Below are 23214 nucleotides of genomic sequence, written 5' to 3'. Positions count from 1 at the left end.
TAGTAAGTTTCTTTATTTTTCTTCCGAATCCCCAAGGCCTTTAACGGCTTTTTTAAACTCAGCAAGCATTTTTCCTACTGATTCGCCTAGCTCTGGTAAGCGTTTTGGTCCAAAAATCAACAAAGCACCAAGGATGATGATGATCAAGCCAGGGGCACCAATATCACGTAAGATTCCCATTCTCTTCTCCTTTCATTTTTCTTTTTTCAATTCTTTTACTTAAGGCAATACTAATCTCGTACAAAAGAATCAGGGGTACCGTCATTGCCAAGTCGCTAACAAAATCTGCTGGTGTCAGTATGACGGCCAGAACCAATAAAATAAAGTAAGCATAACGACGATAAGTTATCAATAAACTTGGCTCAATAAACCCAATGGAAGTTAAAAATCCAATAATAACTGGCAATTCAAAGATAAATGCTAGTGGTACAGTAGTTTGAAAGACAAAAGCTAGATAATTTTGTGCTGTTAACTGCGTCTCAAATAAGTTTTCACCCAGTCCTAGCAAGACCTGAAGTAAAGCTGGTGTTATAAAATAAAAACCAAAGGCTAATCCTAAGATAAAACAAAGGAAAGTTGCAGGGATATAAGCAAAAACCGCCCCTGCTTCTTCAGATTTAAGGGCTGGTCGGACAAAACTCCAGACTTGATAAACGGTAAATGGCAAGGTAAGGCTAAAGGCCATCAAACTTGCTAAACGGAGATAAATCCATAAAATATCATTCGGTCCTAAGACGATCAACTTCTGATTAAAGCCTTGTGTGATAAATTGATAAACCTGATCGGCAAATAATAATGAGACGCAAAATACTAGAAAAAAACAAACAACTACTGCTAGCAATCTCTTTCTAAATTCTACCAAATGTTCAATAATTGTCAATTCCTTTTGATTCACCATTTTTCACCCTGTCTAATGGTAACAAGAATCACCACAAGAATAAAGAGAGCCTGTCCTGCCAAACTTTCCCAACTAGGGTAAATTCCCAATATATCAATACTTGGTATTCCTGCGATCAGATGGTTCGGTATCATATTTGTCAACTGTAGGGCATGAATGCTGACTCCCGTCATCTTAAAGGCTAAAGCATAAATCATCCAAGTCAGGATAAAGAAAACCTTGTGAGGTAGGAAAAATTGACTGGCCTTGTTCATCACAAAGGCAATCACGACTAAGACTAAGAGAGCTAGAGAAATTCCTAAGACAAAATCAAAACTAGAAATCCTTGGCAGAATACCCACATAGAATAAAATCGTCTCAGCACCTTCTCGGAATACAGCTAGAAAACTCAGAACAAACATAGAAAGGAAAGAACCTGTTTTCGTGACAGTTTGCATTTGTGATTCCATAAAAGCATTCCATTTTTTAACGGAGGATTTGCTATGAAGCCAAATACCGATTAAAATCATCATGATAACCGCAAAAATCCCGACTGCACCTTCGATGATTTCACGGTTAGTTCCTGAGGTGACTGCTGGAAAGGCAATCTGTAGGATATAGGCAATTAAAAGACTTGCAACTATACCCGCAAATGCACCACCATAGACCCACTTGAGTCCCTTTCTCATCTTAGCAGCTTTCAAAGTTGTCACAAGCGCCATGACAATCAAGAGTGCTTCTACACCTTCTCGGAGCAAGATGAGCATGGCGTCAAATGCATTATAGGAAGCGCTAATATCAATTTGAGATAGCTCTGCAATCAAGCTAGAAAGCTTTTCTTGATATTCACTATCCTTTCCCTTAACCATGATGACAGGACTTTCACTTTCAACCTTTGTATAAAGCGAAGGATTGGTTGTACTTACAGAACCCTCGATGGTGGGCCAAATAGTAATAAACTCCTTCATGGTTGTAGCTGCTTCACTATCTTGACCAGCTTGAAATTGGGTCAAAGCCTTCTTTAAAAGGTCTATCCCATCCTTCAGTGTCAGGTTGGATGATGTTGTCGCAACTTCTGTACCTTCAACAAAGTTAGAAATGGCTTTTTTCAAATCATCAAACGATGCCTGAATAGTATCAAAGTTCGTTGGTTCACTCTCAATGCTACTACGCAGAAAGGAAATAGCTGTTTCCACTTGCCCATAATGAGCTGTACTATGGTCTCGAACCACTGATTCATTGATGGTCCAGGTTGAATTCATTTTTTTATAGGCCTCTCTTACTGCTTCCAAATTCTGAGAAACGATTGCTTTATCTAAGGCTACAAAACGAGGTTCTAAACGTGAAACAAGTTTCTCTTTTTCTGCATTAAGGTCGACTGGATTTTGCTCTTTCTCAAATGTTAAAAGAGCTAAAGAAATCTGAGTTAGCTGGTCTTCAGTAATATCACCAGTTAAGGCTAATTTTTCTTGAACTTTACGTCCTGCTTCAGAGTCAGAATTCTCGACTTTCTCGAAGTCTTTAGTAATTTCATCGATTAGTTTTCTTGCCTGATCTTGTTTTCCTTCTTTAACAGCTTTAGTTGCATCAGTTATTTTCACAAAGTAGGGACTCAAATTTTCCTTAGCTCCTACCGGAAAAATCAATAGAAAGAAACAAGCACATAGGAGGATGATACTTTTAGGATTCCAATAATTGCTGCCCAATGTAACCTCCCTTCTCCACTCCACCAAAGCAAGCAAAAAGGCCACTACCTATATGAGTAACGTACTCATTCATTTTATCCGTAGCCCCCAGATTGGTCTGAACTTTAACAAAACTATCAGGGTCTTTTTGGAAAGAAATAAAGAGTAATCCTGTATCGAACTGACCTGTCTTTTCATCAATTCCATCAGAATAAGAATAAGAGCGACGTAAAAGAGGTTTATTAGCTTCTTTTGCTAAGCGAACGTGGGAATCATCTGGAAGAAGACTTAAATCAATCTCATCGAATTCATGTTTCTTGCCAAAGGGAGCACCGCTTTCTTTATAGCGACCAAAGGTATTTTCTTGTTCCTCGAGATTGGTTCGATCCCAAGTATCTAGGAACATCTGGATGCGCCGAACTGCCATGTAGGAACCATTTTCCATCCAATCTTTACTATCAGCCCAAACAATATTATCAAATTCTTTTTCAGTAGTAGCGTTAGCAGTGCCATCCTTGAATCCAAAGAGATTACGAGGTGTTTCCATACGGTTACCAATAGCAGCAAAACCTGATTGACTCCAACGAAGAGTAACAGCATTTCTTCCCTTGCGAATAAGGTTACGAATAGCATGAAAGGCAACTTGCTCATCATCAGCACAAGCTTGGATAACAATATCTCCTCCCGTGTACTTTTCTCGTAACTGTTCCTTTGGAAATGGAGGTAAATCTCTAAAAAGTTTTGGACGTTTGTTCTCTAGTTTCATTTTTTCTAGGAAACTAGCCGAAACTCCAAAGGTCAGGGTCAAACGATGAGGATTAAGCCCAACTGTTTCTCCAGTATCACTTGGAGGCAAGAGGCTATTGTTACCATCTTTTTTAACCAATTCTCCCTCTACAAGTTTGGCACTATAATCCGTCCAATCTTTAAATAACTGGATGATTTTCTCTTTGTCAGTTGTATGCAAATCCAAGACAACAAAATAGATGTTTTTTTGCATGACTGTTGTAATACCAGCTTGGTGCTTGCCATAGAAGGCTATTTTTTCATCCCCGTACGAGATTTTCTCCTGACCATCAAGCTTAGGTGCGAAAAAAGCAGAAGCACCTGAAAGCCCAAGTGCGAGACCAGCCCCTCCGATACCTGCTTTTTTTAGAAATTCTCGACGGTCCATTTTTTGTTCAAAAAATTTTTCGCCTTTGTTTGTCATATTACTTATTCTCCACCAAGAAATTTACCCATTTGTGACAATGGTTCTCCAAGTTTGGTTACCGCCTCAGATAATTCTTTAGTGTCTTCTTTTGTTAAGTCTGTATAGAGTTTATAATGCTCTTTATCAGTCATGTGTTTATCTAAAAGACTATTGACAGATTTAAAATCTTCTTCTAATTCTTTAACCAGAGCTGCATCAGATTTTTCAAGCAAAGGTTTAAAGAGTTGGAAAATCTTTTCAGCCCCTTCGATATTAGCACGGAAATCGTATAGGTCTGTATGAGAATAGATTTCCTCTTCACCAGTAATCTTGCTTGTTGCTACCTCATTTAATAGGTCAACAGCACCTGTCAACATGACTTTGTAATCTACTTCCACTGTAGCAATTTTAGCTTTCAATTCTTTAATATCATTGACTAATTGATCACCATATGCTTCGGTTCCTTTAGTTGTATTCTCTTCCCAAAGAATACGTTCGATACGGTGGAAACCAGACCAACCTTCTTCTGTCTTGTTTTCATCTAAATAATCTGCCAAACGAAAGTCAATCTTAACATCAGACTCTCCAAAACTTTCAGCAATTGGTTCTGAACGCTCATAAGACATACGAATTAATGGATAGACCTTTTTAGCTTCTTCCAACTTACCATCCTTTAAGAGTTGAACAAAACCTTCTGTATCCGTCAATAACTTATCTATCTGGTCTTCCACAAATACTTTATAATCACTAGTTGCCTTGTCCAATAATTTTTGATTATCATCAGTTAATTTAGCAACTGTAGTTGAATCATTTGTATTAGATGATTGTTCAAAGCGAACTGCACATGCAGACAATAATAAAGCTGACGACAAAAGGACAAAACCAAGTTTTTTCATTTAAGACTCCTATTAAATCATGGAAAACCCATTTTATTTTCATTTTATTATAACATCCTTTTTCTCATTTTTCAATATAATTGTCAGAAAATTTAATGTTTGAGTTGACAGACTATTATTAGACTTTTAAAGTTAAAATTGATAAAATAGGAAAGAAATAATATAAAAAAGGAATTTTAAAACATTATGATGAATATGCAAAAATTGAACATAGTGTTTTTAATTTTTGTAAACATCAAAAAGGTTGATTTAAAAGGACTTTAAGTCTTTAGGTTTTTTTATCTAACACTACTATTCACGCAAACAAGACAAAATCTTGGCAAAAAAAATACAGTAGCAAAGAGTACACCAAACTACCACTCATTTTGGGCGGTAGTTTTCTTTTCGTCTAAAATAGAGATAAAAAGATAGGTGGTAACCTTATGCGTTATGGTTATGTACGAGTATCCACTAAGGAGCAAAATATCGATAGACAAATGTCTGCTTTGTCATTAGAAAATATCCCCAAAAATCAAATTTTTATAGATAGGGCCTCTGGAAAAGATTTTGACAGGACGGAATACCAAAAATTGCTATCGGTTCTACAAACAGGTGATGAAATAGTCATCAAATCAATTGATAGACTCGGACGAAATTACGATGATATTCTAGAACAATGGCAGTTACTAACTAAGACAAAGAAAGTACATATCAGCGTTTTAGACTTTCCACTCTTAAATACTAAAAATACCAGCGATACAATCACTGGTAAACTAATTTCTGATTTGGTTTTACAAGTTCTGTCCTACGTGTCTCAAATGGAAAGAGAACAAATCAAGCAAAGACAACTGGAAGGAATTCGAGAAGCTCATAAAAGAGGCAAACAATTCGGAAGACCTAAGATAAATATTCCAGAAAAATTTTATGATTTAGCCGTAAAACACAGCCAAAAAGAAATAACTATTCGTGAGGGAGCAGAAATCTTAGGAGTTTCAAAAAGTACTTTTCATAATTGGCTAAAAAACTATAGTTTTTGTCAAAAAAGGTAGAAAATTTTGGACAACTAATATTCCACCATTTTCAATCCAAAATAATGGAAAATTTAGTACTTTGATGGATTATATCTTCGATATTTATTCTACCAATTTTGTCCATAAAAGTCTACATTATTGGACAAGGGATTGCTTCATAAAAATAGGAGGTCTCTTTTAATGAAGACAAAATCAAAAATTAAACTTTTTGCAACTGCTATTCTTGCAACCACAACAATCGGTGCTAACGCCGTCTACGCAGACGCTCAAATCAATCGAGATACTGCAAATGATTCAGTAGAGATTATTTCAGATCCATACAAAACGTATGAAGAAGCTGATAAAGCTCTCAATAACGTTAAAGACAGATATCTAGCAGAGTACGGAAGTTATAGAGCGGGTGTTGTACCGACTGAAGATCTGAAGCATTACGAAGTGTATGCTATTCTTCATAGTGTATCCCGAGGTGAAAATCCTGAACCTACAGTTCAAAAAGTTGCTAAAGCTTTATCAAGTTCTAAATCAGTCGAATCGGCTAAACCTGTAGAAGATGTCAAACCTGAAACTCCGGCTAAACCAGCAGATGAAGGGAAAATTTCTAATGACATCAAGGAAATTACTGGTAAATTTAAATTTACTGAGATAAAAACAACCTCTACAGGATTAACATTTAAAGCAAAATTACCTGAAGCGGCTCCCCATGCTGGCCCAATTCTTCCAAACATTCAAGCAACTTTAACTGAGAAGGCAACAGGGAAAGAAGTTGCTAAAACTGGTGTTGTATTAGAAGGTCTGTCTGAAGAATTAAAAGAACCGAATGCTCTGTATTATTCTAATCTTCTTGAAGGGACTATTTTTGAGCCATCTCTTACTCCAGGAAACTACATTCTAACAGTTGAAGGGACTACAGGACCAACTTACGGACAAAATACTGATAAAAGAAAACGCCATTTTGTCTTTAGCACGAAGGTTACATTAACAGGAGAGGGTAACGCAACAACTACTACTCAACCTGAAAAACCAAAAGACAGTACTACAAAACCGAAGTCAGACCAGACAACAAACAACGTTAATAACAATCAACAGCCAAACAATGACAAAAATAAACAAATTACTAACAATAACACTGGCAAGCAAGATAAAAATGAATTAAGTACTAATAAAACTAGTGATACGAAGACAGGCAAACAAACTTCTGATAATACACTATCACAAGAAAAACAACAAACTACTAGCACTTCTACTACTAAACAAGAAGACAATAAAAATAATGACAAGAAGATTTTACCAAACACCGGTGAATCAACATCTATTCTTGGTATTTTAGGTACTGTCCTTTCAATCACAGGCTTAGGATTTATCGTAAAACGTAAACGTGGGTAAGGAGAAATTAAACGAATGTATAAAATTATTAAAATTGAGGATGGAACAATTTATGTAGGGAAAGGTTCTGATGGGCAGTTTACAGCTATTCCACGGACTAGCTTTGGTTTCGAGCCACAACTAGGAGATTACGTAGAATTTTACCAAAATGGTAGTGAATACATCGTATCAAAAGTAGATAATCTAGCTAACTTTACTGACAATCTTCCCATCAGTGGTAAAAGTGATAAATCTAAAGTTGCTGCAGGTTTACTAGCTTTATTTCTCGGTGCTCTAGGAGGGTATGATTTCTATATAGGAAATTCTAAACAAGCTATTATACGTCTTGTTATTACTTTATTAGGTATGATTCCATTCCTACTTCCATTTGTCTTTTTGATTAACCTTATTTGGAATCTAGTCATTGGAATCCAAGTATTAACATCAAAATCTGGAAATAAATGGCATAAAGATGCTCAAGGACTTGAACTACAAGATTAATTATGATTAAAAAAACAACCTTATTTACTATTCTTGCTTTAACTAGCCTAACTCTTGTAGCCTGCCAACAAAAGCAAGAGTCTGCTACTTCCGCAAGTACAGAACAGACGAGTTCTACTAGCACGGAATCTTCCAGCTCCTCTTCAGAAGTGAAGAAAACGGATTATAGTTTATATAACGAGGTAATAGAAAAATATTCTCAACCACAAAATAACCCCTCCAAGGATATTAATCCCAAAGCTAACTTAAAAGATAACTATCCTCAAGTATATTCAGATATAGATTACTGCCTATATGATTTTGATAAAAATGGGACGGACGAACTAATTATTGCTCTGAAAATTAAGTCAGGCAAACATGACATTCTAGACATCAGAACGATCCAGAATGATAAAGTCATTCAACTCACTAATGCAGAAAATCATTTAGATTTTATCGGAGAAAAAGTGATTTTTGTCCCTCTTGAAGATAGTTATTTTCAACTTTCAAGCGCATCTGGTGGTAAACAATCTCATAAACTCTATAAACTAAATACGAATACATCTGATTTAGAATTACTTATTGAATCAGATACAGAAGCTGGATTAGGAACTAGACCACCACTACTGAACCAAGATACATTTTCTTGGAAATCCGTAACAAATCCAATATCAGGAGAAACAACACCTTCACAAGAAATTAAAGGAATGAATCTATCTGCCATCCAAAACGGTGATTTTTCAAGCATTTCTGGTACATGGCGCAATAGTGCTGGTGTAGAACTTGTATTTGATGAACATGGACTGGTTAGTGATAATTCGCAAGTTTCAATTGAATACTCTAAAGAAATTGACCACTACCTTAAGGCTACTTTACTTCCTAAAAATGGAGGTGCTGGTGGTTCTGCTATTGCCTTTTTACCTGCAGGAATTCCTTTGACAATGGCTATCACTTCTTCACCCGAAAACGGATATAAGGACCCATCCGATATTAGCCAAGAACGACTATGGACCGGACAACAACTTATAGAAGGAAATAGCTCAGGATTTTTCTATAAGGTTCAATAATTAAATGAACTACTGAACCGCTCATACGCGGTTCCTTTTGATAAGGAGGAAATCATGGATTTTACAGAATATTTATATAAAAATATTGGAGAACGTATTAGACTGGATAGAGAAAGGAAAAATTTTAATTTTAAAAATTATTCTACTCATATCTCTCAATGCGCATATGATAAGATTGTAAAAGAAACGGGAAATACAAAAACTGATCCAAAAACTGGAATAACAAGAGGGAATCTTAGTCAAATAGAAAAAGGTAAGATTTACGATTATACTAGAAGTTTTTTAACAGAAAATCAAATCAATGCATTAACCGCTACCCTTGATTGTAATCAAGATGAATTGCTTTTAGGAAATAATGAACAGAAACAAGAAATCGTAAAAATTTTACTTTTAGGATGTCTTTTAAATAATATAGATGTTCAAATTGACTCTGTTTCATCTGAGACTTGGCGAGATTTATACCATAAATCTCAATCTCTCGGTATCAAACCTAATAAAAAAACTGAACGTTTAGGTAATATAGTATTAAAATTTTTACTAAGCTATCCCACTTTCCAAAAGCACTTCATAAATTCCGTTTTTTATTATTCAGATAACTATCCTGATAAATATACTCCTTTTAAATCAAAAGATGAACAACACAGTGTTTCTTTTAACCGTAAATTACAAACTGAATATGCTAGAGACTTTGAAAAAGTCAATTCCCAACTTCAAACCTGGTACACTACTGATTTAGGAAATATTACTTCTGTTCTACTACGTAAACCTGAAAATATTATTTATATATTTGAAGCATTCGAACATACTATATATAAAATAATTGATTTAATTTTTGATAAGTTTATAGAAACATTTAACAATAGCTTGAATACCAGAGGTAAAAATAATACTCCTAGCAAAATAATAGACTATTTAAGTTCTGATTCTCTTCTAAATATTCTATTGGAAGATGATATATACTATCTTTTAGTAATCGAACTAAAAAGAGAACAGGTAGATAAAACTAATAGTCTATTTCATATTCAATTTCTACAACTAATTCAGTACCAGAATTTATTTTTAGAAAAGATACATAGTAATTATGAGTATACTAGTGATAACTATGATAAATTCAAACTCTATTCTGATTTAACTCAACTTATCAAATTTTATGAAAAAGCAAAAGATAAGCATCTAACTCTCTACGTAAATGATTTCATAGACAATCAAGACTACGAATAAAATTATGGCTTTACGACTAAAATCGTGAAGTCTTTTTTTATTGCATATCATATATTCTTTCTTCCAAGGTATACAATTTTATCTCTAAATTTCATTTTAGTGTATACAATCTCCTTATTAAAACCAAATATAATAGCTTATGTAAAGAGCAACAAAGGTACCTAGTTCATTACACAAATATTTTTTATTAGAAATCAGCAAATTCTAGACATGCTGATTATGGAGGAATAGCACATGAGTGCATTTAAATATAAAAATCCAATTTATGGATACAATATCGCCCTTTTCCATGAAATATTTGGAGAAAAACCTATCTTTAGTTCATTATCTGTCGAAGAAGAGATTAAGTGGGTCTATAAAGATAATAAGCGGACTGACGAAGTAGATGGATTTAGTCGATATTTCATTATCCCTGGTCAGAATCCTTTTCTTGTCAAATTCCCCACTTCGCAAGAAATTGAACAATTCGCAGAGGTTGAGTTAATTAATCCTGTTGCTTGTAAAGTGAAAAGTAATGTTTATTTTAAAGCCGAATCTGTAAAAATTATCAAAGAAGGAGGTAAGTAACTAATGGCATTTCCGTTTATTCAATCAGAAAATAAACGGGAGCTGGTAGTTGATACTGAATACCTGGTTCAGTGTGTAGAAATAGGGTTGCAAAACAGCTCTATTTCTTCAACTACTAATTCCTTCCAATTTATCTATGGTGACAATTATCTAGACTTTGTTCCTCGCTTTCCTTGTGCGTACATTTTGGATAATAGTCTTTACCAACAGATTTTTCAAATTTTATCAACAAGTGCTTACCCTGTGTTAACGTTCCTTAAGCAGCCGTCGGCCTACATTGTCAAACGTGATAGTGCAAGCATTAACACTAGTCGTGCCTTTCGATTTCCATTCTTTAAGGGAATACCGGAAAGATTGAAGTATCAAAAGCTATCTGATATTACCGTTCAAAATGAAAGTTTTGAACTCATGAAAAACTATCGTATTGATTTCAATCGCATAGTTCATTGTTTGATCGCTGGTTCTTCTGGTTCTGGAAAGAGCTACGCTTTGACCTATCTAATCTCTGTTATTAATCAATTTGCTCATGTAACAGTCGTAGACCCTAAATGTGATTCTATCTCTCGTTACTGCTTAAAACAGAGCATACCTGTACTTTATCAAGAGAGAGACTTCTCAGCGGATGAGTTTTTATCTAAGGTGAACACCCTGCTAAAAGTAGAACTAGATACTATCTATCAAAGACAAGCAGAGCTTCTTGAAAATCCTTCTAAAAAATTTCAACACCGTTGTCTGGTAATTGATGAATTACTCGCTTTAACATCTTTGACTTCCAAAAATGTTAAAGATACCTTTTTTGCACTATTATCTAATATTGCACTACTTGGACGAGCAACATCTGTCCATCTAATCCTAGTGAGTCAGCGGATGGATACAAACGCTTTACCGATTGCCGTTAGAGAGCAGTGTAGCTGCATGATTCAGCTCGGCTTAATCAACAGAAAAACGACAACGTTTTTATTTCCAGACTTAGATTCAGAGACAGGAATTGTCATTCCCAACGGAAAAGGAACTGGTATTGTTCAAGTTATTGACGGTATAACACCACCTAATGTTATGCCATTGCTTATACCAACATTTAAAGGAGAAAATATATGAAAAACATTAACAATAAAATCATGAGAAATAGCACTGTCATTACCGATAAACTCTACTATTTACTGCCTTTAGAGTTACTCTTGAGCTTTCTGTGGAGTTTATCTCTAGCAGGTATATGGTTCATCAACCAAGTTAGCACTATTATCTCTTGGGACGATTGGAGGCAAATTTTAGATGATTTTCAAATAACACAATCTATACTATTTAAAGCAATGACTATTGTCCTAATCATCTATCTTTTAGCTCATCTCCTTCTTTGCATCGTATGGATAAAAGAAGATAAGTTTTTGAACTTTTTCCAAACAGTAGATCTATTAAGGATAGTACGAAAACAAATGCTAAGTGAAACTAAAATGATTGATAGTGATGTTTTAAAAAAGTATAAGTCTGTCATTTACTCTATCAGATGTATTTTAACGGGTGACTATATTTATGTTATTATACCACACGCTCAAAGTCTTATGGTTGACGAAATTTTAAAAGATAAAGCAGAATTTTTGCGTAAAAATCTGATTTGTAAATATCAGAATTTATATCAATTCTCTAATCAAAATGATTATTCATATGATATTGAGGGAGAGAGAATCTCTAATGATTAAAATACCAGCGGAGCTTGCCGTAAGGCAAGAGCTCCAAGCTGGTTTTGTTTCAATTCATTTAGGAGCTTTATTATACTGCTTCAGGGCTTGTTATTGAAGCAGTATAGTTTTGTTCCATTGTTCCAAAAAAGAAAGGAGTTTAAAATGGCAAAAGCCAGAAATATTATGTTTGTTCAACAGATTGAGTATTTCCAAGCTTCAAATTTACAAGATATCATCGAGTATATGACGAACATTCTAAAACCGATTCGTTTTGCGGGAATATTGCATGATAAGGATATCGGGCAAGAGGGACACCTTGTCGCACCACATATACACCTTGTTTTACAGTTTGAAAGTGCTAGAAGTTTAAACAATCTTGCTAAGTTGACTAAACAACCAATACAGTGTTTTGAGCAATGGAGGGGTTCAGTAAACAATGCTTATTCATATCTCGTTCATCACACGGAGTCTAATCAAGATAAATACCAATATTCTCCCAAAGAAGTTATTGCGAATTTTGACTATTTACTCCTATTAGACACCATAGAAAAAAATGTAACTAAACGATATGAAATAAATGACACTATGATTATAGATAATCTACTGGATCTACTTTATACTGGTGATATTACAAAATCAGAAATTGAACAACGACTTACTGGTTCACAATATGCCAAAGCAAGGCAAAAAATAGAAACCGTCTATTTAAAACGACTAGAAACACAAGCTGAACTATGGCGACAAGAAATGATTGACAAGAATGAAATTGTTACGATTATTTGGCTTTTTGGAAAAGCGGGAACAGGGAAGACTCGTCTAGCACGTCAATACGCAGAACAGTATGACCTTAACTATTTTATTACGGGCTCAATCCGTGACCCTTTTCAACAATACAATTTAGAACACGTGATTATTTTAGACGAATTACGCCCCCATCAATTTGACTACTCAGACTTACTCAAAATGTTTGACCCTTACAATGTTAAAGCGATGGCAAGTAGTCGTTATTTTGATAAGCCGTTACTAGCTAATATTTATATCATCACTAGCCCCTACTCTCCCTATGATTTCTTTTTAGAATTAACTAAGAAAAGAAAAACAAGTCATATCGATTCTTGGGGCCAGCTAATGCGAAGATTATCCTTAGTAGTTGAAGTCAAAAAAGAACATCTGCAATTTTACAAGTACGAACCAATGGACCAGATGTTTTATATAGACCATGGCAATAAATTACCAAACCCCTTTAAAAATCAGACTGATAGAGAAGAAACTATTCAAGACAAATCGTACCAGTTATTTTTAGAATTGAATAAGAAAAAGGAAAGGAATGAATAAATGCAAGAAATTCAAACAGTTACCTACATAGATATCGCAAATCAAGGATATCCAGAAGGCACAGCTAGACGTGTTATACGAGAGGGTAAAAAATTACTTGTCGAAAGAGGTTTCAAAATTTATAAAAACAAAAGGATTGGAAGAATACCAAAGACTATTGCCGAAGAAATTCTTGGATTCAAAATCATCTCAAAAAATGATATAATAGATACTGTACTCTTCGCTACTGACATAGAAAGAGGAAAATAATATGTCAGTTATCAAAGGATACAAGGGAAAATGGAAAGTAGATATTACCGATGGCATAGACCCATTGACTGGTGAAATCAAACGGCATAGAAAGTCAGGATTTACCACTCGTAAAGAAGCTGTTCAATATGAAGCAGATTATCGATTAAACAAACTTCACCAAGTTCAGATTAAAGATAAAATATCTGTTTCTCACCTTTACTCTTTAGTTCAACAAGAAGATGAACTCCGTGGGAATAAACGTGGTACCATTGATACACAGATATCCTATTATAACCAATATGTCTCTAAGTTTTTTGAGCATGCAGATATGTCTGCCATTACTATCCATGAAGTAAAAAAATTTAGAGATTGGTTGGTCAAACAACCAAGTGTCAAAGGAGGAACACTATCAAGTACGACCGTTAATCAGCTAATGATTTTTCTGCATAAAATGTTTGATGTTGCTGTTGCTAATCGTCTTAGACAAGATAATCCATGCAATGGACTAAGAAAACTTCCTGATAAACACAAGGAGATGTCTTATTTCACTCCTGAAGAATTCAAGCTATTTGATTCTCTGTTCACAGAAGATGAATACATGTTTCAGCTATTTTATCGAGTGCTGATGTTTACAGGCGTTCGTGTTGGCGAAGCATTGGCCTTAACTTGGAAACAGATTAATTTATCAGAGGGATATATCGATATTAAGTATTCTGCTTACTTTCGTAATAACAAGGTCCATATCGGAACGGTAAAAACTACTCAATCCAATCGTCGAATTTATATTCATAAAGCATTCGTTCAAGAACTAACGGAATGGAAAGAAAAACAAGCTCACCTATTAGTAGAGTTTACGGACAATACAGAAGACTTACAAATCTTTCAAGACAGTCCTTTACAACTGACCGCTCCAATGGTTTCTAATCAAAAGATTAAACTGAAAAAAAGAATGCCTGCGTCATTAAAAATGATTCGTAATCACGATTTCCGACATTCACATGCAGCGTTTCTAGTTTCAAAAGGACTCAGAAACGGTGAGGGAAAAGATTATATATTTTTTACACTTATGAAACGACTCGGACATAGTAGCATTAATACAACTATCAACATCTACTCGCATTTATTCCCAACTCAACAAAAAGAAGTCGCCAATGCTTTTGACAACTTCTAGGGCAAAAAATGGCAAAAAAATTTAATAAACAAGGCTCAAAGCCTTGATACGAAAGGAATCTTAAAAATATTATGATGAATATGCAAAACATGATGCGTCAAGCTCAAAAACTTCAAAAACAAATGGAACAAAGCCAAGCAGAACTTGCTGCAACTGAATTTGTAGGCACTTCTGCTCAAAATCTTGTAACTGCTACTTTGACAGGGGACAAGAAAGTTGTCAAAATTGATTTTGATGCTGCTATTGTTGATCCAGAAGACATCGAAACTCTATCAGATATGACTGTTCAAGCTCTTAATGCCGCACTTGAACAAATCGATGAAACTACTAAAAAGAAACTTGGCGCTTTCGCTGGAAAATTACCATTTTAAAAAAAAGAGGCTGACAGCCTCTTTTCTATTGCTAAAAATTAAAGAAATCCATTGCCTTCTTTAGCAGTAAATCGCTATATTCTGGGTCTTCTTGAGCGGCAGCTAGTTGAGCTTGCATACTTTCAAGATCATCTGTTATCATACCATCAACCCCCAGATGGAGACTCTTATTAAAAGCTTCTGAACTATTGATTGTCCAGACATAGAGTTTTTTCTCCGTATTCCAAAGTTTAGTTACAAAGTATTCATCTAAAGTAGAATACTCCATAGTATAACCACTAGCATTAGTTCTTGGGAAGACCGAATTATAAGGCATAATAAAGTAGACCGGAATGTCCTTGTCGTAGTTTCTAACTTTTTCAACTACATGATAGTCCAAAGATTGCATCTGATGGCCATATACTTTAATTTTAGCACCGTAGTGATCCAAAAAGTTATCCATCATTTGTTCACTATCTTTGTTACTAGTTTTAATCTCAATCAATAACTTTTGATTGAGTTCATTAGCGCGTTTGATATAATCATCGAAAGTCGAAATCTTTGCTTGATGATCATTTTCAAAAATATCAATTTTCTTTAACTCTTCTAAAGTCAAATCCTGCGGACGGATGTTTAATCCTGCCAAGTTTTTTAAATTGGCATCATGCATCATGACAAATTGCCCATCCTTGGTTTCTTGGACATCTATCTCAACCAGATCTGGTTTTAGAGTAACTGTTTTCTCTAAAGACTCTACAGTATTTTGAATACCATTAGCATTTGAAACTCCACGATGAGAAATAACCAATGGTGGATTGACTAAAGGTGCCTCAAGATAATTATAACCTTCTATTGCAAAGATGAAGCTAGCACAGAGCATGACACCCCATCTCATGATATGGTCTTTCTCTCGTCTAGGTATTAAATCAAGTTCTTCTCCCGTTAAGAAAGAGGTGAATTTGACTAAGAAGTAAGTCAAGGCCATATAATGAGCATTTTTGATGATAACAAAGTTTAGAATGGCAAGGATAAGAGATTCTTTTTGAGTTAGACTATCCACTAGGAATTGACAGAGCAGTAATGGAATTAAAATCAAATAGAAGAAGAAATTCATCTTCACCAATATCCAAAATATATGCCAGGCATAAAACCAAAATTGGTTTTTTGTTTTCTCTAAGCTATAGCACGCTGCTTCTCTCACAGATAGGTTGTCGTAAAAGATTTTAGGAAGAGCAAACATCAATCTTACAGATATATAGAGTAATAGCAAGGATAAGATAATGAATCCTAACCACCACATCCAATATTGTTCTTCTACATATGTCTGGATGAACTCTGGAATGACAATCTTATTAAGATAGTAGATTTTAAACATCCTTCTAATGAAAGGAAAAAGCATAACTACGTAGAAGAAGATAAATACAACTTTAGATAAGTTCAAGTTTCTCATAAACTTAATGCTTTCTCGAAAAACTTTTCGAGTGTACTCTATCAGCGTACGTTTTTCATGATAAAGTAGATGCCTTGCTCCGATAAAGAGGAGACTGAGCTGAAAATAAGCTACTAAAAGGTTGATAAAGATTAAAACTAAGAAGCCAAAACTAACTAGAGGGGCATTTTTAACAATAGAGAAGATGTTGTTGTAAGATATAAATAAGTATCCAGTTCGTGTTAGTAAAAGTCCCGCTAACCATGAGTTTAAAGGTAACCACAAATACTCAACCAACATGAAGATTAGAAAAAAGAGAAAGAGGATTTTATCTAGATTAAGGTAAATCTTTTTAAAACCCAATTTTTTCGGTTTTTCAGGTTTCATAAAAACTCCTAATCAAAAAGTTGTGATAAATCTAAGGCACCAAATGGATTCGAATTGAGACTAGTCTGAGAATTGAGTAATAGTCTACTCTCATCTGACTCCAGAAAAGCTTCATACACTCGACCAGTCATACGAGCATCCTCTAGACTATTATGAGATTGCCCTTTAAAACCTAGAAAATTAGCCACAGTTTGTAATTTTAGATTAGCAATTCCATGAAGATCAGAACTACGTCGCTCCAGTGCTTCATTATAGAGATCGACTAAATATTGTTCTCGATAGTCCAAACCATGTTCTAGTAAAATCGGTAAGTCACTCTTTGCTGCATTATAACCAACAAGGGGTAAATCACCAACAAAAATTTGAAATTTTTGGAGTACTTCTTCTACCTTTGGTGCGCCTTTCAATGTCTCTGAAGTAATCCCAGTCAATCCATTTATGAAGCTTTTTAAAGGAGCCTCTGTATAAACGTATGAATCAAATGCAGCTATTTCTTGACCATCTTTAAAATGTACTGCCGATACCTGTATCAGATGTGTTACACCTTCATGCTGATTAAACTCTAAATCAAAGGAGATATACTCTCTTAATTTTTCCATACAACATATTCCTACTCTATACTACTAAAAGAAAAGAAACTACCTGGTTTCTCTATAAAACCAAGCAGTTTTTTCTTATTTTCCAAATAAGCGAGCAAAGAAGCCTTTCTTCGTTGCTTGAACTTCTTGCTTAGCTTGTTCTAACTCTAACTGAAGATTCTCCTGATCTTTCATGGCTTGAAGTGTTAGCTGTTGTTGTTGATCTAACTGCTTATCTTTTTCAGCAATTTGACGATCTTTCACTCGTATCTGCTCATCCTTTTCTGAGAGTTGCTTATCTTTAGCTTTTAACTGCTCATATAAGCGAATAATCTCAGAATTTTTCTCATCAACCAGGATTTCCATCAACTCTCGTTGTTTGACTTCATCGCTAACTGGCTCATCTTCAAAAATTGTTTTCTTGTAGATTTCTTCTAGCTTAATCAAGCCACTGCGAGTAACAACAGTAACCCCTTTGTCATTTTTTGTTGTGTCTTCTTCTGGTAATTCTTTGACACGATTATTGATTGCTTGGCGAGATAAACCCAAGACCTCAGCAATCTCACTGACAGTCATCTCAATACTCATAATATCCTCTGATTTTTCTAGCATTTCTTTAAATTAAATATTATCATAAGCAAGCAAAACTGTCAAATATCACCCTGTTTTCAAGCCTTTCAGACATTAATTTACAAAATATAGAATACATCATAAATAGTTATTTTTAAACAAGAAAAGATGAGTCGAGCTCATCAATTTACTATGACATTTAATCCTTAAATCAAAACCTTTCTAGGTTTGTAGAGATTGTCTCGTTTTTCGAGAATGGCAAGAAGTCGCTCCCCTTCAAAAGCAGCTACTTCTTTCACAGTTTGCTCTAACTCAATAAAGCGGCCAAAACGGACTTCCTCTGCCTGTTCCGGAGTAAGATAAACCTTAACTAAATCCCCTGTCCCAATCTCGAGCGGATGGAGAAAGTCCAGTTGTCCAGCCTCTACTTTTTCTGCAATTTCTTCCAAGGTCAAGGAATCTTCTAACTGTAAACCTGCAGCACTTGTCCGTGTCAAATGTGACATATGAGCTGCATAACCTAGTTTTTCTCCCAAGTCAACCGATAAGGTACGGATATAGGTTCCCTTGCTACATTTTACTCGGAATGTAAAACGTGCAAGTTTATCCTCGTAGGAAATAGGACTGGTTCTTTCAAAACTATAAATGGTCACCTGACGTTCTGGGCGCTCGACTTCCTGACCAGCACGCGCATACTCATAGAGCTTGCGCCCATTGACCTTGACAGCTGAGTACATTGGTGGAATTTGAGTGATAGGTCCAGTCAGACTAGCAATTGCTTCATCGACAAGCTTTTCATCCAATGGAGCTAAAACAGGAGTTTCATCAACTATTTCACCACTAGCATCTTCAGTAGTCGTTGAATAACCTAGAGTGATTTCTCCCTCATAGACTTTACCCTCATCCTGCATAAACTCAACCATGCGAGTCGCCTTGCCAACCGCAATCGGCAAAACACCCACAACATCAGGATCTAAGGTTCCACCATGACCGATTTTTTTAGTTCCTAAAATCTTACGCAGTTTAAAGACTGCATCATGGGAGGTCATGCCCGCTTCTTTTCTTAAGTTGATAATACCGTTCATGTTTGCTTTCTGATTTCCTTTCTCATCATGTGATTAATAAAGTTTTTTTAATTCGTTCCGGTATCATTTAAACCATCCTCTCATGCCTTTAATCAGGCAATTAGAACCTTTTTTAGATTTTTTTATGTAGCATCAATAACAAATCTATAGGTAAATAACCTACTATTCATCTCTATTTCTCCAATTCTTTATGATATTATAAATAGAATGTATCAGTAGTACTACTATAAGTGAGAACAAAGGGCGTAATGATACCAAACTGATACCCACAACAAAGAAGGCTGATAAAAAATAAATGATAAACGCCTCTAACTTAGAAGGTCTTCTAGCCTCTGGAAGCATATCTAAATGTTCCTTCGTTATAGCTGAGCGTTTATCGAATCGATAAAAGAAACGATATCTTGCAGATAAAGAATCAATATCTAAAAAGTCATATCCCCTAATATAATCAATTACGTAAAACATCAGTAAATTGTCAATTTCGTCAATATTTTCAGTATAGAGAGAAAAATTTCTCTTTCCAGCAATTGCAATATTACTTGCAGCATAAACGGCAATCGGAATGCCATCTTTTGTGACAGGTGAAATATCTCCTTTACTACCTGAACCTACACACGTCATTTCATAGTTATTTAAATTAAATTGAAAAACTCCATGCCAGTATGCTTGTTCCCATAAATGGTCAAATCTTTCTTCTTCAAAATAAATCAAATCCTTATTTACCCCTTTTGCGACTATTCTTTTCTTTTTAGAAATGAATTCTGATACTCTCAAGACAAGAATTTCTACATCTTTTGCATATAGACGGTAACCTTCCTCTTCTTGAACGATTTCAATTCTTTCAGTCCAATGTTCATCATCAGGTAATTTTGACTCAAGGATAAATCCTTCTGAGTTTCCACGTAATTTTAATTGTATTTCCATGTTTTACCCCCCTATTAATAAGCCCAATCCAAATGGTCCTAGTTTCATTTTTGCCTCTGCTTTTTAGTATCTGGACAATGATTAACAATCATGACAGGCTCCACACCTTCTCTCACCCGAACAACACTCCCAATCGGTAAGCGGTAAGCCCTGACATCAGTTTTCAACTCCTAAATATTTCTTCGCTTCCTGAACATAAAAGAGTTCTGGATTTTCATGGGCGATACTTTCAAACAAACTGCGAGCACGAGCTTCATCTCCTTTTAATTGGGCATTGAGAGCGCCGTAATAAGAAAACATGATTCGAGCTAACTTATTTTCTGGTTCCGCAGTGTCGAAATAGTCGTTCACTTCTTGATTGAACACAATATCTTTTATGGCTTGGGCTTGAGCGATTAGTTTTGCCTTACCATCTTTCGAATCTGGCGCCTTGGACAACTGTTCCTCAAAGAAAGCAATATCTTGGGCATCTTGAAGATGAATAGATACTTTTAATAGTTCAAAGCTTGATATTAAAAATGTATAGTCTCTTAATCTACCCCAAATTTTTTTCAAATTATATTTGGACATAATTTCCTTGGCAGATTGAAAGTCTCCTTTTAGATAAGCCACTTGACCTTGGATAAATTGATAATACTCTTGATATGTTGCCCTATAAATCTTAATCGATTTCTCAGATTGAACCCTGGACATGTCTTCATACAGTTTAAGATTAATAGCATCGTTTAAAATTAGATAAACAACTTTGCTAGTTACAAATCTTAAATAAAATACAAAGACGAGAGCTAAAAAGGCAATAACTAATAATATTAGTCCCAATATTATCAAATTACTTTGCAATACTAAACACACTGCTATCACATCAACAACCAAGCCTAAAAATGAGCAAATTAGAATAGCCCTATCAAGTTGTAACAGAGTGTTTTCTGTCGCCCTACTTACTATTTTTTTTACTAAATTCATATGTTACTCTCTTATTCCTCTGCTTCTAAATATTTCTGCGCTTCCTGTACATAGAAAAGCTCTTGATTCTCATGGGCTATGCTTTCAAACAAACTACGAGCACGATCTTCGTCTCCTTTTAGCTGAGCATTGAGTGCTCCATAATAAGAGAACATGATTTGAGTTAGCTTGTTTTCTGGTTCAGTGGTGTCGAAATAGTCGTTTGATATTTTATTACAATAGATATCAACAATAGCCTTTAAACTCAAAATATCTTCCTGATATTTTAGAATTTGAGATTGAACATTACTTTTTAGTCCTTCAATTTCTACCATCAATTCTTTTAATTCTAAACAATCATTCAAATGAAGCAAGTTTAGGATGCTATAATACTTGATATTAAATACATAGTACAGATTTTTGGATTTCTTTAGATTACTATTTTTTATGTTATTCAGCAATTCTAAACTATCTCGGAAGTGTCCTCTATAAAAGGATACTTTTGCATTTGCCAAATATTTTGGAAGAACTTGAACATTTCTATTTAAAGAATTTGCATCAGCTCTAGCAACTATATACTGATACTTTGTTAAATTGATATCTTCAAATAAAATATCAATTAAAGTCTTATCTAGTAATATTTTAGATAGAAGAATAAACAATATAAGAAGGACAAGAAGTATTGTTAATACCTTTGTGTAAGTGGTCGATGAATGGTTAAAAATATATATATACACAATTACTGTTGAAAACACTAAAAAATACAGCAAGTATTTAAATATAATTTTAAGAAATACTAATTCTATTTTATCAGCTGACCATGTTCTAATAATTTCTATAACTCTTTTCATATAAATTCCTGGTTCTATGGAAAATTTACTCCCCCTTCAAGGCATCAAACTTAGCTTTCATAGTCGGATTCTTCCGAGTCAATTTTTTAACTGAAACATCATCCAGCTTATTATTGGCAAGTCGGAGTTGGTTTTCTGATGTGGTCAAGAATTTCTTGACCTCTTCCATGCGTTTGATGGCTTTGTCGATTTCATCGATGGCCTTACCGAAGTTAACAGATGCTGAATTGTAGTTCTTGGCAAAGGCCACTTTGAAAGCATCTAGGTCTTCCTCGAAATGGGTGATATCAATGTTTTGCTCACGGATTAGTGCTAGCTCCTGCTTGTATTTAAGGGAATTAAGAGCCGCATTGCGTAAGAGACCAATCAACTGGATAAAGAACTGAGGACGAACGACGTACATCTTCTCATACTCGTGGCTGACGTCAACAATTCCAGTATTGAAGTAGTCATTATCAGCCTCAAGCATAGTCACTAATACGGCATACTCACAGTTCTTCTCACGACGATCCTTGTCCAACTCCTTGTAAAAATCGGCATTCTTATGCTTCTTTTCAGTCCCGTCAGCTTCATTTTTCATCTCAAACATGATGGAAATGAATTCTAGCCCATTTTCATCAAAGTCACGGAAGATAAAGTCCCCTTTAGACCCACGAGCTGAGACTTTGTTATCCTTTTCAAAATAGGCATTAGGAAAGGCAAAGCTACGGACCTTGTTAAACTCACTTTCCGCATACTGCTCAAGACTTTCTCCAATAGCCTTGGTTGATTGTTGAGCCTTGAAATTCTTGTAGAATTCGACCTGCTCATTAGCTGCCTTCAGTTGGGCTTCATAGTTTTGCTTGACAGAAGTAAGAGAAAGTTCGTTTTCCTTTTCCTGTAAAAGGAGCTGATTTTTAACCTGATCACGTTCTTTTTCTAAATCAGATAAAGTTTTTTGCAGTTGGTTCTCATGTTCCAAGCGCAAGGTAGCTAGTTGATTTTCAAGTGCTTGAACTTCTTTTTCCTTCTCTAACAGACTTTGACTAGCACTTTGCTCGACTTCCTTTTTGGCCAACTCTTTTTCCGTATCAAAGTTCTGAATTTGGCTTTGGAGTTGAGCTATTTCTTGGTTTTTTTGAGCCAGTTTGGTCTGTTGCTCATTCATGGCTTTTTGCTCAGCCAAAGCCAACTCTTGCTTCATACGATTATGCAATTCCTTATCAAACTCTACAGTTCGAACTTGAGAAATCAGCTCTGCATATTGGCTTTCATTAACTGTAAAAACTTCCCCACAATTGGGGCATTTAATTTCATTCATGATATTCCTCTATATCCTTATTGCT

General features: G+C 35.0%; 26 protein-coding genes. 12 read left to right on the top strand and 14 right to left on the bottom strand.

The features are described from left to right. Positions 1-12: 12 nt before the first annotated feature. Genes QM941_RS03300 through efeO form a run of 5 tightly spaced genes read right to left on the bottom strand, consistent with a single transcriptional unit; the run spans position 13 to position 4650 of the window. Positions 13-180, bottom strand: coding sequence for a twin-arginine translocase TatA/TatE family subunit (locus QM941_RS03300; RefSeq protein ID WP_414338815.1), 168 nt, complete (start codon positions 178-180; stop codon positions 13-15). After that, the gene (tatC, locus tag QM941_RS03295) at positions 164-895 is read right to left on the bottom strand and encodes a twin-arginine translocase subunit TatC (RefSeq protein WP_414338906.1); all 732 of its coding nucleotides are present in this window, start codon (positions 893-895) and stop codon (positions 164-166) included. The genes QM941_RS03300 and tatC overlap by 17 nt, the downstream gene beginning before the upstream one ends. After that, positions 892-2583 (bottom strand): FTR1 family iron permease, encoded by a 1692-nt coding sequence (locus tag QM941_RS03290; protein ID WP_414338812.1) that lies wholly within the window; start codon positions 2581-2583, stop codon positions 892-894. The genes tatC and QM941_RS03290 overlap by 4 nt, the downstream gene beginning before the upstream one ends. Then, complete coding sequence (gene efeB / locus QM941_RS03285; protein WP_414338810.1) at positions 2558-3772, bottom strand: iron uptake transporter deferrochelatase/peroxidase subunit; 1215 nt, start codon at positions 3770-3772, stop codon at positions 2558-2560. Before efeB ends, QM941_RS03290 begins: the two co-directional genes overlap by 26 nt. Positions 3773-3777: 5 nt before the next feature. Next, the gene (efeO, locus tag QM941_RS03280; RefSeq protein WP_414338808.1) at positions 3778-4650 is read right to left on the bottom strand and encodes an iron uptake system protein EfeO; all 873 of its coding nucleotides are present in this window, start codon (positions 4648-4650) and stop codon (positions 3778-3780) included. Positions 4651-5072: 422 nt separating this feature from the next. Here efeO and QM941_RS03275 point away from each other — a divergent pair, with 422 nt between their 5' ends. The 12 genes from QM941_RS03275 to QM941_RS03220 all read left to right on the top strand — a co-directional run bounded on the left by QM941_RS03275 (position 5073) and on the right by QM941_RS03220 (position 15144). Further along, the gene (locus tag QM941_RS03275) at positions 5073-5678 is read left to right on the top strand and encodes a recombinase family protein (protein WP_414338806.1); all 606 of its coding nucleotides are present in this window, start codon (positions 5073-5075) and stop codon (positions 5676-5678) included. 162 nt (positions 5679-5840) lie between these two features. Then, entirely contained in the window at positions 5841-7043 is a 1203-nt protein-coding gene (locus QM941_RS03270) for an LPXTG cell wall anchor domain-containing protein (protein WP_414338803.1), read from the top strand. A 15-nt stretch (positions 7044-7058) separates the two neighbouring features. Continuing rightward, positions 7059-7523 (top strand): NINE protein, encoded by a 465-nt coding sequence (locus QM941_RS03265; protein ID WP_414338800.1) that lies wholly within the window; start codon positions 7059-7061, stop codon positions 7521-7523. 2 nt (positions 7524-7525) lie between these two features. Next, complete coding sequence (locus QM941_RS03260; RefSeq protein ID WP_414338798.1) at positions 7526-8569, top strand: DUF6287 domain-containing protein; 1044 nt, start codon at positions 7526-7528, stop codon at positions 8567-8569. A gap of 54 nt (positions 8570-8623) precedes the next feature. Next, positions 8624-9790, top strand: coding sequence for a hypothetical protein (locus QM941_RS03255; RefSeq protein ID WP_414338796.1), 1167 nt, complete (start codon positions 8624-8626; stop codon positions 9788-9790). 234 nt (positions 9791-10024) lie between these two features. Beyond that, the gene (locus QM941_RS03250) at positions 10025-10357 is read left to right on the top strand and encodes a hypothetical protein (RefSeq protein WP_414338794.1); all 333 of its coding nucleotides are present in this window, start codon (positions 10025-10027) and stop codon (positions 10355-10357) included. A 3-nt stretch (positions 10358-10360) separates the two neighbouring features. Beyond that, positions 10361-11455: a cell division protein FtsK gene (locus QM941_RS03245; RefSeq protein WP_414338791.1), complete on the top strand. Its 1095-nt coding sequence runs from the start codon at positions 10361-10363 to the stop codon at positions 11453-11455. After that, complete coding sequence (locus QM941_RS03240; protein ID WP_414338789.1) at positions 11452-12054, top strand: hypothetical protein; 603 nt, start codon at positions 11452-11454, stop codon at positions 12052-12054. The genes QM941_RS03245 and QM941_RS03240 overlap by 4 nt, the downstream gene beginning before the upstream one ends. A gap of 144 nt (positions 12055-12198) precedes the next feature. Then, positions 12199-13371: a Rep family protein gene (locus tag QM941_RS03235; protein ID WP_414338787.1), complete on the top strand. Its 1173-nt coding sequence runs from the start codon at positions 12199-12201 to the stop codon at positions 13369-13371. Beyond that, positions 13372-13620, top strand: a complete 249-nt coding sequence (locus QM941_RS03230) for a DUF3173 family protein (protein ID WP_414338784.1) — start codon at positions 13372-13374, stop codon at positions 13618-13620. A gap of 1 nt (position 13621) precedes the next feature. After that, entirely contained in the window at positions 13622-14773 is a 1152-nt protein-coding gene (locus tag QM941_RS03225; RefSeq protein ID WP_414338781.1) for a tyrosine-type recombinase/integrase, read from the top strand. A 71-nt stretch (positions 14774-14844) separates the two neighbouring features. Then, positions 14845-15144: a YbaB/EbfC family nucleoid-associated protein gene (locus QM941_RS03220; RefSeq protein WP_414338778.1), complete on the top strand. Its 300-nt coding sequence runs from the start codon at positions 14845-14847 to the stop codon at positions 15142-15144. Between the two features lie 31 nt (positions 15145-15175). On the opposite strand, the gene QM941_RS03215 is transcribed toward QM941_RS03220, so the two are convergent. From QM941_RS03215 to QM941_RS03175, 9 genes are all read right to left on the bottom strand, one after another. After that, positions 15176-16939 (bottom strand): glycerophosphoryl diester phosphodiesterase membrane domain-containing protein, encoded by a 1764-nt coding sequence (locus QM941_RS03215; protein WP_414338775.1) that lies wholly within the window; start codon positions 16937-16939, stop codon positions 15176-15178. An 8-nt stretch (positions 16940-16947) separates the two neighbouring features. After that, a complete protein-coding gene (locus tag QM941_RS03210; RefSeq protein WP_075567499.1) occupies positions 16948-17538 on the bottom strand; it encodes a 3'-5' exonuclease in 591 nt (196 codons plus the stop codon). A 75-nt stretch (positions 17539-17613) separates the two neighbouring features. Then, a complete protein-coding gene (locus tag QM941_RS03205; protein WP_075568071.1) occupies positions 17614-18105 on the bottom strand; it encodes a MarR family transcriptional regulator in 492 nt (163 codons plus the stop codon). A gap of 188 nt (positions 18106-18293) precedes the next feature. After that, on the bottom strand, positions 18294-19172 hold the full coding sequence (truB, locus tag QM941_RS03200; RefSeq protein WP_414338772.1) for a tRNA pseudouridine(55) synthase TruB: 879 nt from the start codon (positions 19170-19172) through the stop codon (positions 18294-18296). A 162-nt stretch (positions 19173-19334) separates the two neighbouring features. After that, positions 19335-20096, bottom strand: coding sequence for a hypothetical protein (locus tag QM941_RS03195; protein ID WP_414338769.1), 762 nt, complete (start codon positions 20094-20096; stop codon positions 19335-19337). A 44-nt stretch (positions 20097-20140) separates the two neighbouring features. Beyond that, positions 20141-20200 carry a hypothetical protein gene (locus QM941_RS03190; protein ID WP_414257115.1) on the bottom strand — a complete coding sequence of 20 codons (60 nt, stop codon included), beginning with the start codon at positions 20198-20200 and terminating at the stop codon, positions 20141-20143. A 52-nt stretch (positions 20201-20252) separates the two neighbouring features. Next, complete coding sequence (locus tag QM941_RS03185; protein ID WP_414338768.1) at positions 20253-21059, bottom strand: hypothetical protein; 807 nt, start codon at positions 21057-21059, stop codon at positions 20253-20255. 11 nt (positions 21060-21070) lie between these two features. After that, positions 21071-21889, bottom strand: a complete 819-nt coding sequence (locus tag QM941_RS03180; protein ID WP_414338766.1) for a hypothetical protein — start codon at positions 21887-21889, stop codon at positions 21071-21073. 25 nt (positions 21890-21914) lie between these two features. Next, positions 21915-23189, bottom strand: a complete 1275-nt coding sequence (locus QM941_RS03175; protein ID WP_414338763.1) for a DUF2130 domain-containing protein — start codon at positions 23187-23189, stop codon at positions 21915-21917. Between the last annotated feature and the right edge of the window lie 25 nt (positions 23190-23214).

It is taken from the genome of Streptococcus timonensis (assembly GCF_047460355.1).
GTDB classification, from domain to species: Bacteria; Bacillota; Bacilli; order Lactobacillales; family Streptococcaceae; genus Streptococcus; species Streptococcus timonensis_A.
The sequence above is the reverse complement of the archived record's forward strand: the minus strand, read 5'-3'. Positions and strand labels throughout refer to the sequence as shown.

Coding starts and splice junctions, on each gene's coding strand:
- QM941_RS03300 (WP_414338815.1), bottom strand. CDS start 180: ATGGGAATCTTACGTGATATTGGTGCCCCTGGCTTGATCATCATCATC.
- efeB (WP_414338810.1), bottom strand. CDS start 3,772: ATGACAAACAAAGGCGAAAAATTTTTTGAACAAAAAATGGACCGTCGA.
- efeO (WP_414338808.1), bottom strand. CDS start 4,650: ATGAAAAAACTTGGTTTTGTCCTTTTGTCGTCAGCTTTATTATTGTCT.
- QM941_RS03275 (WP_414338806.1), top strand. CDS start 5,073: ATGCGTTATGGTTATGTACGAGTATCCACTAAGGAGCAAAATATCGAT.
- QM941_RS03270 (WP_414338803.1), top strand. CDS start 5,841: ATGAAGACAAAATCAAAAATTAAACTTTTTGCAACTGCTATTCTTGCA.
- QM941_RS03265 (WP_414338800.1), top strand. CDS start 7,059: ATGTATAAAATTATTAAAATTGAGGATGGAACAATTTATGTAGGGAAA.
- QM941_RS03260 (WP_414338798.1), top strand. CDS start 7,526: ATGATTAAAAAAACAACCTTATTTACTATTCTTGCTTTAACTAGCCTA.
- QM941_RS03255 (WP_414338796.1), top strand. CDS start 8,624: ATGGATTTTACAGAATATTTATATAAAAATATTGGAGAACGTATTAGA.
- QM941_RS03250 (WP_414338794.1), top strand. CDS start 10,025: ATGAGTGCATTTAAATATAAAAATCCAATTTATGGATACAATATCGCC.
- QM941_RS03245 (WP_414338791.1), top strand. CDS start 10,361: ATGGCATTTCCGTTTATTCAATCAGAAAATAAACGGGAGCTGGTAGTT.
- QM941_RS03240 (WP_414338789.1), top strand. CDS start 11,452: ATGAAAAACATTAACAATAAAATCATGAGAAATAGCACTGTCATTACC.
- QM941_RS03235 (WP_414338787.1), top strand. CDS start 12,199: ATGGCAAAAGCCAGAAATATTATGTTTGTTCAACAGATTGAGTATTTC.
- QM941_RS03230 (WP_414338784.1), top strand. CDS start 13,372: ATGCAAGAAATTCAAACAGTTACCTACATAGATATCGCAAATCAAGGA.
- QM941_RS03225 (WP_414338781.1), top strand. CDS start 13,622: ATGTCAGTTATCAAAGGATACAAGGGAAAATGGAAAGTAGATATTACC.
- QM941_RS03220 (WP_414338778.1), top strand. CDS start 14,845: ATGATGAATATGCAAAACATGATGCGTCAAGCTCAAAAACTTCAAAAA.
- QM941_RS03215 (WP_414338775.1), bottom strand. CDS start 16,939: ATGAAACCTGAAAAACCGAAAAAATTGGGTTTTAAAAAGATTTACCTT.
- QM941_RS03210 (WP_075567499.1), bottom strand. CDS start 17,538: ATGGAAAAATTAAGAGAGTATATCTCCTTTGATTTAGAGTTTAATCAG.
- QM941_RS03205 (WP_075568071.1), bottom strand. CDS start 18,105: ATGAGTATTGAGATGACTGTCAGTGAGATTGCTGAGGTCTTGGGTTTA.
- truB (WP_414338772.1), bottom strand. CDS start 19,172: ATGAACGGTATTATCAACTTAAGAAAAGAAGCGGGCATGACCTCCCAT.
- QM941_RS03195 (WP_414338769.1), bottom strand. CDS start 20,096: ATGGAAATACAATTAAAATTACGTGGAAACTCAGAAGGATTTATCCTT.
- QM941_RS03185 (WP_414338768.1), bottom strand. CDS start 21,059: ATGAATTTAGTAAAAAAAATAGTAAGTAGGGCGACAGAAAACACTCTG.
- QM941_RS03180 (WP_414338766.1), bottom strand. CDS start 21,889: ATGAAAAGAGTTATAGAAATTATTAGAACATGGTCAGCTGATAAAATA.
- QM941_RS03175 (WP_414338763.1), bottom strand. CDS start 23,189: ATGAATGAAATTAAATGCCCCAATTGTGGGGAAGTTTTTACAGTTAAT.